General features: G+C 40.5%; 15 protein-coding genes and 1 pseudogene. 14 read left to right on the top strand and 2 right to left on the bottom strand.

Features of this window, described 5'->3' with window-relative positions:
- Nucleotides 1–93 precede the first annotated feature (93 nt).
- From R7H07_RS23450 to R7H07_RS23415, 7 genes are all read left to right on the top strand, one after another.
- Nucleotides 94–501: a hypothetical protein gene (locus R7H07_RS23450; protein ID WP_176311035.1), complete on the top strand. Its 408-nt coding sequence runs from the start codon at nt 94–96 to the stop codon at nt 499–501.
- A gap of 158 nt (nt 502–659) precedes the next feature.
- The gene (locus R7H07_RS23445) at nt 660–1241 is read left to right on the top strand and encodes a hypothetical protein (RefSeq protein WP_017633718.1); all 582 of its coding nucleotides are present in this window, start codon (nt 660–662) and stop codon (nt 1239–1241) included.
- Nucleotides 1242–1936: 695 nt separating this feature from the next.
- Nucleotides 1937–2407: a GNAT family N-acetyltransferase gene (locus R7H07_RS23435; RefSeq protein WP_005377057.1), complete on the top strand. Its 471-nt coding sequence runs from the start codon at nt 1937–1939 to the stop codon at nt 2405–2407.
- Nucleotides 2408–2558: 151 nt separating this feature from the next.
- Nucleotides 2559–2915 carry a cell envelope integrity protein TolA gene (locus R7H07_RS23430; protein WP_017633715.1) on the top strand — a complete coding sequence of 119 codons (357 nt, stop codon included), beginning with the start codon at nt 2559–2561 and terminating at the stop codon, nt 2913–2915.
- Nucleotides 2916–3632: 717 nt separating this feature from the next.
- Nucleotides 3633–4349 (top strand): riboflavin synthase, encoded by a 717-nt coding sequence (locus R7H07_RS23425; RefSeq protein WP_023585735.1) that lies wholly within the window; start codon nt 3633–3635, stop codon nt 4347–4349.
- A gap of 139 nt (nt 4350–4488) precedes the next feature.
- Nucleotides 4489–5166: a hypothetical protein gene (locus tag R7H07_RS23420; protein ID WP_140251885.1), complete on the top strand. Its 678-nt coding sequence runs from the start codon at nt 4489–4491 to the stop codon at nt 5164–5166.
- 136 nt (nt 5167–5302) lie between these two features.
- Nucleotides 5303–5752: a GNAT family N-acetyltransferase gene (locus R7H07_RS23415; protein WP_206960133.1), complete on the top strand. Its 450-nt coding sequence runs from the start codon at nt 5303–5305 to the stop codon at nt 5750–5752.
- Between the two features lie 218 nt (nt 5753–5970).
- Here the strand turns inward: R7H07_RS23415 and R7H07_RS23410 are convergent, their stop codons facing one another.
- Entirely contained in the window at nt 5971–6273 is a 303-nt protein-coding gene (locus tag R7H07_RS23410) for a hypothetical protein (protein ID WP_206960131.1), read from the bottom strand.
- 246 nt (nt 6274–6519) lie between these two features.
- Between R7H07_RS23410 and R7H07_RS23405 the strand changes: the two genes are divergently transcribed.
- Nucleotides 6520–7095 carry a hypothetical protein gene (locus tag R7H07_RS23405; protein ID WP_206960139.1) on the top strand — a complete coding sequence of 192 codons (576 nt, stop codon included), beginning with the start codon at nt 6520–6522 and terminating at the stop codon, nt 7093–7095.
- 212 nt (nt 7096–7307) lie between these two features.
- Here the strand turns inward: R7H07_RS23405 and R7H07_RS23400 are convergent.
- A pseudogene (locus R7H07_RS23400) lies at nt 7308–7611 on the bottom strand (hypothetical protein).
- Between the two features lie 244 nt (nt 7612–7855).
- On the opposite strand from R7H07_RS23400, the gene R7H07_RS23395 reads away from it, so the two are divergent.
- The 6 genes from R7H07_RS23395 to R7H07_RS23370 all read left to right on the top strand — a co-directional run bounded on the left by R7H07_RS23395 (nt 7856) and on the right by R7H07_RS23370 (nt 12426).
- Complete coding sequence (locus tag R7H07_RS23395) at nt 7856–8218, top strand: hypothetical protein (protein WP_206960125.1); 363 nt, start codon at nt 7856–7858, stop codon at nt 8216–8218.
- A gap of 153 nt (nt 8219–8371) precedes the next feature.
- A complete protein-coding gene (locus R7H07_RS23390; protein WP_020840854.1) occupies nt 8372–8905 on the top strand; it encodes a hypothetical protein in 534 nt (177 codons plus the stop codon).
- 148 nt (nt 8906–9053) lie between these two features.
- Nucleotides 9054–9464 (top strand): cytidine deaminase, encoded by a 411-nt coding sequence (locus R7H07_RS23385; protein WP_031781297.1) that lies wholly within the window; start codon nt 9054–9056, stop codon nt 9462–9464.
- A 205-nt stretch (nt 9465–9669) separates the two neighbouring features.
- Nucleotides 9670–11316, top strand: a complete 1647-nt coding sequence (locus tag R7H07_RS23380) for a P-loop ATPase, Sll1717 family (protein ID WP_206960123.1) — start codon at nt 9670–9672, stop codon at nt 11314–11316.
- 145 nt (nt 11317–11461) lie between these two features.
- The gene (locus R7H07_RS23375; RefSeq protein WP_171345171.1) at nt 11462–11869 is read left to right on the top strand and encodes a hypothetical protein; all 408 of its coding nucleotides are present in this window, start codon (nt 11462–11464) and stop codon (nt 11867–11869) included.
- Nucleotides 11870–12003: 134 nt separating this feature from the next.
- Nucleotides 12004–12426: a GNAT family N-acetyltransferase gene (locus R7H07_RS23370; protein WP_206960121.1), complete on the top strand. Its 423-nt coding sequence runs from the start codon at nt 12004–12006 to the stop codon at nt 12424–12426.
- Nucleotides 12427–12587 lie beyond the last annotated feature (161 nt).

Raw genomic sequence — 12587 nt, 5'->3', positions numbered from 1 at the left:
CTATGCGTTAATTTTAGTGATTAAGGTGGTTTGCAGCGGCATCTGTGTTGCGTTACTCACCCCTTAATTGGGCGTTAGCTGTTTGAGGAAAAAATGAGAAAATTCGATAAGCCGCTATTCTGGCTGTATATAAAAACAAGAGACTCATTGTTGTCATCTTTTAAGGGCTTTCTGGGAATGCTTTTAGTGTTGATCGGGGCAGCAGTAGTTTTAGGTAATGACTCCCCTGAGAATGTCTGGACTTCGGTGGGAATCATTTTATTAGTATCTAGTCTTCCAGTCTCAATGGGCTTGATGATGGTAAAGTTCAAATTTAAGAGCTTTGCTGGATCAATACCTACAGCAGAACTAGCGTACTTCTTACAGCACGATGAAGGTGCAAACTTAGATAAAGCTGTGAGAGGTTTATTTTCGTTATACCTATCTTTTATGATTTACCTTTGGTTTACGATGGTAGCTATCGCAGCTCTTGGTATGTTGGGAGCAAAGCTCGTGTTGTAAAACACAGCTAACAAACTGCTCAAGAGGGATTCGCAACGCGTGGCATTTTTACTGTGCGTTGAATTTAGTGATTAAGGTGGTTTGCGGCGGCTTAGGTATTGCGTTGCTCACCCCTTAGCAGGGCGTTATGCTTCCGGGTTCATCAGGAAAAATAGATAATGGAATTAAGACCAACCAGAGCCGAAAAGCAATTTCTTAGCTTAGGATACAACCGATTTTATGACCTTTTTGATGAGGTCATGGCTGATGACTTCTGGGATAAAGACTCTCGCTATAGGTTTAGCAGAGTATCGAGTGTTTTTGCTGTTTACGCTGAAATCTTGTCATATGAACCATTCCAATATGTCCTTAAAGATTTGAAAGTTACACGTCCTCCAATGGAGTCGGAAATTGGTGGTCCTATGTTTAAGTTTGTTCGCAATGTATTGGCTCACTTTCCCTTTTTCGATACATGGGATGATGTTTGGGTTAGTAAAGTCTTAGTAAATTGGCAACGAGAGGGGCTAACGATCGACAAGTTTCTCAAAAAACACGTTGGCTCTAAAGAGGTTAAATATCGGTTCTGGGAGTCCGAGAAAAAGCGAATGACTTACATGAGCATAAACTTCCCGTTAGAGTATGGCGAAAATAGAATCTACTTAAAGGATATGCTTTCAGAAGAAAACGGAGTGAAGTTCTGTCTAATAATGATGCGTCAAATTTTAAATACGCAGGTAGAGTCCGTGGATGAAAAGGCATAACAAATTGTTCAAGAGGGATTCGCAACGCGTGGCATTTTTACGATGCGTTGGTTTTGGTGTTTAAGGTGGCATGCGGCGGCATCGGTATTGCGTTGCTCACCCCTTAACAAGGCGTTATGCGACTAGGAAGGCAAATTATCTCATGTCCCTTTCTCGCTCTCTTTGGCCATCCATTTTTCGGTGTCGGCAACTCAGCATTATCGGCTCCATTTCTTGAATCTCTCAGGCCGTAAAACATGCCAGGTTCACAGGTTGCCTCATTGGTTTTCAGTGCTGGTTTGTGGTGAGTCCCACTGGCTCAAAGTGTGGAAAGAGCAAGACTATCGATGGTTAGTATTTGTTGAATGTTCGTCGCTGCGAAGTTAGGTGGTTTAAAAGCATGAAAGGCCGCATTTCGTGGTTGTAGGGACTTTGGCTGTAACATAGTGACTCTGCTGTTTCTTGAATCACAGAAAGTGTTTGGTTTGTTTGTGGTTTTTCGTGCTTAAGGTAGTCTGCATTGGGCCAAGTTGGCTTATGCGTGCAAATTCGCATAACAAGGCGTTTAAGGCAGATTCCCAACGCTTGGCATTTTGTATTTTAAGTTTGGTTAAGTGTTTTCGGTGTATAGGTTTAGGTTAGGTGGTTGGCGTTGCTCACTACTTAACGCGGCGTTATGTAGCCGCGAGAGGACGGTAAGTTAAAAGGATTTATATATGTTAAATATTCGGCAAGCTCGCATTGAAGATATCAGTGTTATCAAGAAACTACAGTTTCAGCTTAATGAGTATCATCAAGCAAATTTACCTGATGACTTTTTATCACCGGAAGAAATTGAACAAAAAATAGACCTACACAAGATAATCAAAAGTGAAAGCTCGATTTTTCTGGTAGCCGAAAGCAAAGGGCAGTTAGTAGGTTTTGTTTTTGGTGAGCTATGGGTTCGTAAGTCTTGGACTCTCAAAGAGCGAAAGATCGCAAACGTTGAACAGATTGTAGTGGATTCATGCTTTAGGAGTCAAGGTGTTGGAGTGGCGCTAATAGAGGCATTTGAGGAACGGGCTATTTCTAACGGCGGAGAAGAGCTGTGGTTAGAAGTATATTCTTTCAATGAATCAGCTCTAGCTTTGTATCGCAAAGCTGGTATTGAGCCCAAGATCCAAATTGGACAGAAAGCACTAACCTGAAAGTCGGCTACATAACAAATTGTTCAAGAGTGATTCGGCACGCGTGGCATTTTTACTATGCGTTAGTTCTAGTGGTTAAGGTGGTATGCGGAAGCTTAGGTATTGCGTGCCTCACACCTTAACAAGGCGTTATGTTCAAGGAACGTTAATAATGAAAAACGCAATTTTTATTGCATTAATATCAATGTTTATTGCTGGGTGTGTTGGTTTCAATGATTCGCCAGAGGCTAGACTAGTTCACAATGCATCCTTGATGAAAGTTCGAATACAAGATGAATTGAACCAGCAAGATGAGTATCTAGGGTACGATGTCCGTGTAAACTTCAAACTTAATGATAAAGCTGAGGTTACCGAATTCTCGGTGCTAAAAACTAGTGGGCTTCGCTCGTTTGATAACGCGGTCGAAAAAGCAGTAAAGAACAGCTCCCCATTCGAATTTTTATTAAGTCTAAGTCCGCAAGAGTTCGAGCAGTTTAAAGATATTAACCTTACCGTTGATTTAGAGTAGCCGTGAACATAACAAATTGTTCAAGTGTGATTCGGCACGCGTGGCATTTTTACTATGCGTTGGCTTTAGTAGTTAAGGTGTTATGCGGAACCTTCGGTATTGCGTGCCTCACACCTTAACAAGGCGTTAGGCGCAGTAAGAAATTTCTTGGTTCAAATCTCTAATTTCTCTTTGGCTATTTGTTCCAGTTTTTCGGCAATTTGGCTTCGTCTTCTCAAGTTCTTGAATTACTCAATCCGTAAAACATGTCAAAGTCTGCGGGTTGCCTCATTGGGTTTTGTAGCCGGTTTATTGTTAGTCCCTTTGGTTCAAATCGCTTCAATTCTATCTGTCTTCGAAATACGTTTATTGACTGAAACTTTGCTCTGGAAGTTAGTTTTTCCAAATTCCACTTTTATGCGCTGAAAAGCCAATTTCTTTGGTGTTTTGGTTGCAGTGGGTTTCAGAAACTTAGCCGCTTTAGCATTTGGGTTTTAATAAAATTCAATGGGTTACGTGTTTTTCTTTTCCCAAAAGGTGTTTTTTAAAATCCAATTTAAACTATTTGCGTGAAGCGCCTAACAAAGCATTTAAGAGTGACTCACAACGCTTGGCGATTTCAGTTTAAACTTGGTTTTAGTGTTTAAGGTGCAGTAGTTTAGGTTGGGGTTTTAGCGTTGTTCGCACCTTAATGCGGCGTTAGTTCTCAAAGTTGTTTTAACTATCAGTGGAGTAAGTATGTTTACAGGCATAGTTCAGGCGGTAGCCGAAATTGTTGATGTGACAGATCAAAGAGGGATTAGAACTTTTGTTATCGACTTCCCTAAAGGGTTTTGTACTGATCTAGAAATTGGGGCAAGCATTGCTATTGACGGTGTGTGTCTGACAGTCACTGAAATACAGTCAGATGTTCGTGTTAAGTTCGACGTAATGCTGCAAAGCCTCTTGATAACAACTCTGAGTAAGTATTGCTCATCCCAATTAGTTAACGCTGAGAGAGCCGCAAAAGATGGGGCAGAAATTGGCGGTCACCCGCTATCTGGTCATGTGGACTTTAATGTAGCTATCGTCGACGTAAAACAAATTGAGGATAACTATTGTGTTCGCTTAGCACTCCCTGATGCTTGGAAAAGATACGTTTTCCCTAAAGGTTATATAGCTCTAAATGGAGCGAGCTTGACTGTAGCTGACGTAAATAAGCATGAAGGTTGGTTTGAAGTTTGGCTTATTCCTGAGACTCGTAGAATGACGGTTTTCGAATCAAAAGCCAGTGGTGACTTTATCAATATAGAAATCGAGCGTGGTACCCAAGTAGTTGTTGATACGGTTCGTGACACGTTAAATGAAAACCTTGGACCACTATTACCATTGTTTGAAAAACTCCTTTTAGAGCAAGGTGTTGATTTGGATTCACTAGGCTATAAACCTCAGGCACTCAGTGGGTCAAAGAACTAACAAACTGTTTAAGAGTGATTCGCAACGCGTGGCATTTTCACTATGCGCTGCGTTTAGTGTTTAAGGTGGTATGCGGCGGCATCGGTATTGCGTCGCTCACACCTTAACAGGGCGTTAGCAGTAAGATTAAAGTGAGGAAATGATGGAAGCATCCGAGGTAGCAAGCTTCTTAAGTGATTTGGTCAAACCTGGTTCGGCAATACTGGGGCTAATAATAATCATTCAGTTTTTGCATACGGTCTTAGACTCAAGCCGGGTGTATAAAATTAAACAGCTTGAGCTACTGCAAAGTTGCATGAAAGATCGAGACAGCATTGGAAGCATTTATGTTGTCGAAAAGCTACTCGAGCATACTTACAAAGTTCATATTCCATATGCCGAAGCTATGGTGATAATGGAACACTCCAAAAGGCAAGAGTTGTTCAATCTATATAAAGCCTCATATAAATATTTAGACTTTAGTCACCGTAGCTTTTCACTGCCCCCCAAATTTGATTCGAAAAGAGCTGTATGTGTTGAAAGGTACAAGCGTCAATTGATAAACGCTTTTAAGTATTACACGTCCGCATTCTTCGGTGGTATTTCATTGGTTATGGCTCTAAATCTATTATCTGATGGGTTGTTAAAAGTACAATTTATTACTTACAACATTGTTTATTTTTCTGGCTTCATCTTAATTAGTTCCATTTTGTTTAAAGTTGCTTTCAACGCTCTCATGGACCCATCTAACATTAAGCTTGCTAAGAAGTTTAAGGATTGCTTTGATAGCGAAAAAACAGCTAATAAGAACAGTTTAGGCGTACTATCATACTGCTAACAAACTGTTCAAGAGTGATTCGCAACGAGTGGCATTTTCACTATGCGTTGTGTTTAGTGTTTAAGGTGGTATGCGGTGGCTTCGGTATTGCGTTGCTCACACCTTAACAGGGCGTTATGAGCTAAGAGGTTTATCAATGAATTCGATTGAAAAAGCGAGTAAAAGTGACATTGAAGCACTTCTAGATATTCAGGTCTCAGCATTCTCAACTGATCAAAAGCTCTGCGGTTCAGGTCCACCTGGCTATGATGACCATGAGTATCAACTCAAGGCAATGAAGCGCTACTCATATTATGTGATTAAGCATAAAAGCGATGTTGTTGGTGGGTTTTACTTTTCAGTGGAGCAGGACAGCCTCAAGCTATTAAGGCTTTTTGTAGCACCAACTCATCAAGGTCTGGGGATTGGTACATTTGCCCTCGATTTTCTTTTGGAGATAGCTCGCCCCGGAACCGTTATAGAGCTGGAAACACCAACATTCAGCACTGCCGCACAGCGGTTTTACGAGAAAAATGGCTTCCGAAAAGCAAAGTTGATCGATTATGGTTCTAGTCAGTCATATCAATATAGTAAGAGTGTCACCTGAACACGCTCATAACAAACTGTTCAAGAGGGATTCGCAACGCGTGGCATTTTCACTATGCGTTGGTTTTAGTGTTTAAGGTGGTATGCGGCGGCTTCAGTATTGCGTTGCTCACCCCTTAACAGGGCGTTAGTCGCCAGAAAAAGCTAGCAATCAAAATCATGTTTCTGAGCTTAAAATTTAGCAGCTGTTTTCTTGGTACACCGATTAATCGTCGATCATCAGAGCTTAGTTCTAGCTGTTTTAAGTCCAAAATTTTGTGCCTGTCCTAGCGGCTGTTTTGTTCTTTGGTGCTTACAGAGTAGGGCAATCGAGAGTTTGTTTTTGGTTGCAACTCCGCTTGGTGAGTTTATCGGTACAAAAGCCGATTTATTTGCTGAAATGACGTTTTCTCTGGTGTTGTAAATTCCACGTGGTTTCAGTGACTTCGTTGAAAGTCCGCACTGTGAGATTAGCTTTCCAAAAGCGCCTTTTGGTGTTGTCAGTTCGTTTTCTACGGCGTTGTTTGTTCCAAGTGGTTTCATTGAATAGCCGCTTTGAGACTACGCCTGGCTTAAGTGCGTCAAAGTACATAAAGTTTGTTGTTCGCAAAGTTTAGTTTGGCTTAAAATTGTCGCTCGGTGCCTCGCGACTAACAAACTGCTCAAGAGGGATTCGCAACGCGTGGCATTTTTACTATGCGTTGATTTTTGTTATTAAGGTGGTATGCGGCGGCTTCGGTATTGCGTTGCTCACCCCTTAGCAGGGCGTTATATTTAATCGAGGTTGAGATGGATATTCCAGTGACAATTTATGTCGCAATAGGTGCAATTATGGCAGCCTTAGTGGCTGGTTACTTCTCATTTACCAGCATGTTGATAGCTAAAGATCAGAAAACAACGGAATTTAGGCACGAATCGATATCTCAATTAAGAGAAGAGGTAGCTAGATTTATAAGTAAAGTTAGCGTTTTTACATCAATGATCGTGTACATAGAGAAAGATGAAATAACTGTATTTAACAAGTTTATTAACGAAAACCTAGAGTTAATTCAAGAGTTGCAAGAAGCTTACTCGCTTATTCGGATGAGAGTGAACCCAAAGGAAGATACAGACTTTCTTGTTAAGTTAGATTATCTGTACTCTTATGTTTCCGGGCAAGTTACCGATTACACGCTCGACGATGTTACAATTGCAGAAGAGGCATTAACAGTTGTAACCCAACAGTTGCTAAAACGAGAGTGGACTAGAATAAAAACCGGCGAGCGGTTATACAATGGAGTCAAATGGGCAACGTGTATATTATTGTTAAGCCTTGGAAGTTACCTCTTGTATTTTGCTTCGAAAGTTTTACCCAGCGTAAGTTAAATATAACAAACTGTTCAAGAGGGATTCGCAACGCGTGGCATTTTTACTATGCGTTTGCTTATGTGTTTAAGGCGTTATGCGGTGGCATCGGTATTGCGTTGCTCACCCCTTAACAGGGCGTTAGTCGCTAGAAAAAGCTAGCAATCAAAATCATGTTTTTTAGCTCAAAATTTGGCAGCTGTTTGTTTGGTATACAGATTCATCGTCGATGGTCAAAACTCAGTTTCTGCTGTTTTAAGCCCAAAGCTTGGCAAGTGTCCAAGCGGTTGTTTTGTTCTTTGGTGCTGACAGAACAGGGCAATCGAGAGTCTGTTTTTGGTTGCAACTCTGCTCGGTGAGTTTGTTGGGTACAAAAGCCGATTTACTCGCTGAAATGACGTTTTCTCTGGTGTTGTAAGTTCCACGTGATTTCAGTGACTTTGTTGAAAGTCCGCACTGTGAGATTGGCTTTCCAAAGGCTCTTTTTGGTGTTGTCAGTCCGTTTTCTGCGGCGTTGTTAATTCCAAGTGGTTTCATTGAGTAGCCGCTATGAGACTACGCCTGACTTGAATGCATCAAAGCACATAAAGTTTGTTGTTCGCAAAGTTTAGTTCGGCTTAAAATTGTCGCTCGGTGCCTCGCGACTAACAAACTGCTCAAGAGGGATTCGCAACGCGTGGCATTTTTACTATGCGTTGAATTTAGTGATTAAGGTGGTATGCAGCGGCTTAGGTATTGCGTTGCTCACCCCTTAGCAGGGCGTTATGCCTCAGGAGGAAAAATGGAAAAGTCCATCCGAGAGTTAGCTAAAGAAGTTGGTCGAGTTATTCCGAAACCAGAAGCGAAAGCAGACTTCGTAATCAAAGGTATTGGTAGGCGAAGAGGTGAAGAAGCGTTGATCTATCGTATTCCCTCTCATTCGGAGAAAGCCCCTTCTTATGAAAAAGGAGTGACGCTATCAGAATTCCAACTGGCTTATTCACATTTAAGAGAATCAGGCTACTTAACAAGAACTTGGTTTAATAAAAACCTTTCTGATTGTGCAAAAGAGGGCGCGTGCAATATTACAACCATAGGTGGCGTTTTTTGCATTTTAGGTGTGGCAGAATACATATCAAAAGCGACCTATCAGTCAAAGGCATAACAAACTGTTTAAGAGTGATTCGCAACGCGTAGCATTTTTGCTATGCGTTGGTTTTAGTGTTTAAGGTGGTATGCGAGAGCTTCGGTATTGCGTTGCTCACACCTTAACAGGGCGTTATGCAACTTAATTGAAATCGGAGTAGGTCATCAAGCAATGAAGATTGAATCAAATAAAGTTTTGGAAATGGTATCTGCTTTCGTCTTACTCGGGGTTTCTATTTACTTTGGCTACAATAGTAAGCCTGCCGAAATGGGATTAACCATTGCAGCAGGATTTCTCGGTTTAGTATTCGCGAATCTGGATAAATTCAAAAGTTTTAAAGCAGCTGGTGTTGAAGCACAACTTAGAGAAGAGCAGATCAAAGCGGTATTAGAAAAGGAAATAGAAGCTCCTACTGATTTTTTTGACGAAACCGAATCTCAGGTACCTAATGTTAGTCTAGTCCCTGACAATGCTAAATCTGTTTTAGAGTCTTTACAAAGCCACGAATATACGTGGCGCTATGTTTCAGGAATATCAAAAGAAACTAGTTTGACTCGAGTTCAAGTTAAAGAGTCACTTCAGTGGCTTTCAGAACATGGTTATGCAAAAAAATCTCTTGGGAAAAACGGCGAAATTTGGGCGTCTACTCAAGAAGGTCGTTATCTTTATGCAGTAATCTGTTTTGACGGGGTTCCAGTTGCATAACAAACTGTTTAAGAGTGATTCGCAACGCGTGGCATTTTTACTATGCGTTGTGTTTGGTGTTTAAGGTGGTATGCGGCGGCTTTGGTATTGCGTTGCTCACACCTTAACAGGGCGTTATAGCGCTCGATAAAATTGAATATGGATGGTCATGGATAATATCGAAAAAGAGCTCTATCAAGCAGCAATAGAACTAGTAAATATGCGATATCCTTCTGGTTGGGGTGGAGCTGCGGCTGTTAGAACAGAGTCAGGAAAAATATTAACAAGCATTGCTCCTGATACTAAAAACGATACTCTTTCACTATGCATGGAAGTGGGAGCGTATTTAGAGGCTCACAAACTCAATGAGCGAGTGACCCACTCATTATGCTTGTGTCGCGAGAGCGAGAACGATGAATTTCTAATCTTGTCACCATGCGGAGTTTGCCAAGAGCGCCTTGTCCATTGGGGTGGGGATGTCAAAGCAGCAATTACGACTCCAGAGAATGCATTGGTTTTCAAAACTATACGAGAATTAATGCCTCATCATTGGTCACTTGTAAACGGCAAAGCGCTATAACAAACTGTTTAAGAGTGATTCGCAACGCGTGGCATTTTTACTATGCGGTGGTTTAAGTGTTTAAGGTGGCATGCGGCAGCATCGGTATTGCGTTGCTCACACCTTAACAGGGCGTTATGTCACTTATTCAACTCAATAACTCGCTCACAGAATGAATATGAGCATCAGTGTATATTTATACGCGTGTGCACATAGGAAGGCTTAGATGAGTGATTTAGGAATTAAAATTACACGAAACTTGAAGGTTGGTGCGTTAGATGCTGAAACAGATAGTTCTTTACTAGACAAGTGTTTTGTAGATAAGGGAGACCTTGATGAATTATTGGACGTCAGTAACCCCGCAGCAGTTATTCTTGGGAGAACTGGCTCAGGAAAAAGTGCTTTAATTCATAAAATTGAAACAAGTACAGACCACTGTGCAAGGTTAGATCCTAATGACATTTCAGTCCGATTTTTGGAGTACTCGGATATAATCAAGTTTTTCGATGCTTTGGATATAAAATTAGATTTGTTTTATAAGCTACTATGGCGTCATCTACTTGTTGTAGAAATACTAAAGCTCAGATATGACATTAAAAATGAGCAAGATGGACAGCGTTTTACTGATGGCATTTTTTCTTGGCTTCGAAGAGATAAGGCAAAGAAAAAAGCTATAGAGTATTTCAATGAGTGGGGAGATAAATTCTGGTTAGATACAGATGAACACCTTCGCGAAATTACGTCGAAGCTAGAAAATGATACTAAAGCTTCAATTGGAGCAAAATATTCGGGTGTGTCTTTAAGTCTCGATGGTGTCGAAAAACTATCAGAGCAAGAAAGAACGGAGATTAAGCAACGAGCAAGTCAGGTTGTTAATGGCTTACAAATAAAAAAACTAAACGAAGTTCTGGAATTGCTCGCACAATATTCCTTTGATGATACGCAAAAAAAATTTTATATCGTAATTGATCAGTTGGATGAAAATTGGGCTAATACTTCTACAAGGTGTCGATTCATTAGAGCTTTAATCGAAGAAGTTAAGTCATTCCGTAAGATCGAAACGGTTAAAATTATAGCCGCATTACGAAAAGACCTATTAGATTTGGTTTATGACCAAACTAGAGATTCTGGGTTTCAAGAAGAAAAATACGAATCTTACATGCTTGAACTTAAATGGAGTAACGAAGAATTAACTAAACTGGTTGAGCTGAGGATAAACGAGGTCTTTAAAAGCCAATATACTAAAGACACAGTTAAGTTAGAGCATATTTTCCCTAAACCAAAGAAAGGCGGCGGACAAACCGCTATGGATTTTATATTAGAACGTACGCTCCGAAGACCACGGGATATTCTCCAGTTTGTAAATGAAACCTTTAATATTGCTTCAGAACGAGACCGTGTATCTTGGAGGGCACTAATAGCTGCTGAAGCTAACTATTCAGAGAAACGTTTAAAGTCCTTAAAAGAAGAATGGGGTGAAATGTATCCATCTTTTGAAGAGACTGCTGAGCTACTCAGAGGGTTACCTGCAACATTTTCTCGTTCTTCTATAAACCAAGAACGTTTAAATGATGTAGTCATGTCCTTGAGTGATACAAAAAACAATGACCCGTGCGTGAAAATTGTACATTCTTACTTCGAAGGTAAGGCTGTAAAAGAATCTGATGTGTTATATGCGTTACTTCAGTGTTTATATCGTGTTGGCGCTGTTGGTGTTAAGGTCAGTTCTTTAGACACATTCTTATGGTCTTACATAGATCAGTCTAGTGTTAGTAAGGGTGAAGTAAAGAGATCTAGTCATTTAAAGGTACACAAGATGTTATATAGAGCGCTTGATATCGATACTGAAGACAAAATAGTTTTTGTAAATTAAGTGACATAACAATCTGTTTAAGAGTGATTCGCAACGCTTGGCACTTTTGCTATGCGTTGCGTTTTGTGTTTAAGGTGGTATGCAGGGGCTTCAGTATTGCGTTGCTCACACCTTAACAGGGCGTTATGTAGCAAGGAGGATAGATATGCTTAAGTTCATGAATAAAAAGGCTTATGTTCAGTCAGTGGCTAAAGATGTAGCTCCTAAGCTGTGTGCTAAATTTGGGAAAAAGAACACCTATTCGTTTCATGAGATTAGTTGGGTATTGAACCAGATTAATCGCAGCAATGACCGATTCTATAAGTCAATTTCTTATGGCATGTTGTTGCCATACAGTAAAGAGTTGGCTTTGGAACTACATGAAGATCTAGGCGACTTGTTGGATTTTCAAAAGTCTGTTGGAAAGATCCTATTTAACGTATCTGAAGTCCCATCATTTGAAAGCTACTTACTATATGCAGAAGTAAATGTAGAACCTAATAGTAAAGTGACGAATACCAGTCTAGATAGTTCTGGTGGTATAAACCTTTTTGATTTGGGTAATGGCGAATAGCTACATAACAATCTGTTTAAGAGTGATTCGCAACGCTTGGCATTTTTGCTATGCGTTGCGTTTAGTGTTTAAGGTGGTATGCGGGAGCATCGGTATTGCGTTGCTCACACCTTAACAGGGCGTTAGGAGATCCAATGGTTTCGTATCAACTAACAGAAGATTTATCAGCTTCGGCTAAGATTACTTACGTAAATATGCGCTCATACTACGAGCATTATTCTGTTGATTGGGATTGCTCAAAAATCGAAGAACAAATCCATGATTTAACTAATTTCGATATCTTGTTTAATGGTGAGGTTGCTGGGGCAATTCGTTTAGCATTTGATAACGATGGTTGTTATGTCCGTGACTTGCAAGTCAGCGAGAAATACCAAAATCAAGGTATTGGTGCGTTAGCACTTTCTGAATGTGAAAGGTTGGCAATTGAATCAGGCGCTAATCGACTTAGGTTACGTGTATTTAAAATTAGCCCAGCTTTCCATCTCTATGAAAGGGTTGGGTTTGTGGTTGATAACGCTGATGATAGATTTTACAGCATGTCGAGAGCAATCTCCTAACAATCTGTTTAAGAGTGATTCGCAACGCATGGCATTTTTACTATGCGTTGGTTTTAGTGTTTACGGTGGTATGCGGCGGCTTTTGTATTGCGTTGCTCACACCTTAACAGGGCGTTATGCTCTAGGAGATGATTTTGCTCGATTTGTTCAAGAAAGTAGTT

The sequence above is a fragment of the Vibrio sp. Vb1127 genome (assembly GCF_033338735.1).
In the GTDB taxonomy this organism is placed as follows: domain Bacteria; phylum Pseudomonadota; class Gammaproteobacteria; order Enterobacterales; family Vibrionaceae; genus Vibrio; species Vibrio alginolyticus.
Note: the sequence above shows the minus strand (reverse complement) of the source record. Positions and strands in the feature narration are given on the sequence as shown.

Excerpts from the sequence above, each read along its gene's own strand:
- R7H07_RS23375 (WP_171345171.1), top strand. The coding sequence starts at position 11,462 with ATGCTTAAGTTCATGAATAAAAAGGCTTATGTTCAGTCAGTGGCTAAA.
- R7H07_RS23405 (WP_206960139.1), top strand. The coding sequence starts at position 6,520 with ATGGATATTCCAGTGACAATTTATGTCGCAATAGGTGCAATTATGGCA.
- R7H07_RS23380 (WP_206960123.1), top strand. The coding sequence starts at position 9,670 with ATGAGTGATTTAGGAATTAAAATTACACGAAACTTGAAGGTTGGTGCG.
- R7H07_RS23430 (WP_017633715.1), top strand. The coding sequence starts at position 2,559 with ATGAAAAACGCAATTTTTATTGCATTAATATCAATGTTTATTGCTGGG.
- R7H07_RS23415 (WP_206960133.1), top strand. The coding sequence starts at position 5,303 with ATGAATTCGATTGAAAAAGCGAGTAAAAGTGACATTGAAGCACTTCTA.
- R7H07_RS23420 (WP_140251885.1), top strand. The coding sequence starts at position 4,489 with ATGATGGAAGCATCCGAGGTAGCAAGCTTCTTAAGTGATTTGGTCAAA.
- R7H07_RS23450 (WP_176311035.1), top strand. The coding sequence starts at position 94 with ATGAGAAAATTCGATAAGCCGCTATTCTGGCTGTATATAAAAACAAGA.
- R7H07_RS23445 (WP_017633718.1), top strand. The coding sequence starts at position 660 with ATGGAATTAAGACCAACCAGAGCCGAAAAGCAATTTCTTAGCTTAGGA.
- R7H07_RS23410 (WP_206960131.1), bottom strand. The coding sequence starts at position 6,273 with ATGAAACCACTTGGAACAAACAACGCCGTAGAAAACGAACTGACAACA.
- R7H07_RS23435 (WP_005377057.1), top strand. The coding sequence starts at position 1,937 with ATGTTAAATATTCGGCAAGCTCGCATTGAAGATATCAGTGTTATCAAG.
- R7H07_RS23385 (WP_031781297.1), top strand. The coding sequence starts at position 9,054 with ATGGATAATATCGAAAAAGAGCTCTATCAAGCAGCAATAGAACTAGTA.
- R7H07_RS23425 (WP_023585735.1), top strand. The coding sequence starts at position 3,633 with ATGTTTACAGGCATAGTTCAGGCGGTAGCCGAAATTGTTGATGTGACA.
- R7H07_RS23395 (WP_206960125.1), top strand. The coding sequence starts at position 7,856 with ATGGAAAAGTCCATCCGAGAGTTAGCTAAAGAAGTTGGTCGAGTTATT.
- R7H07_RS23370 (WP_206960121.1), top strand. The coding sequence starts at position 12,004 with ATGGTTTCGTATCAACTAACAGAAGATTTATCAGCTTCGGCTAAGATT.
- R7H07_RS23390 (WP_020840854.1), top strand. The coding sequence starts at position 8,372 with ATGAAGATTGAATCAAATAAAGTTTTGGAAATGGTATCTGCTTTCGTC.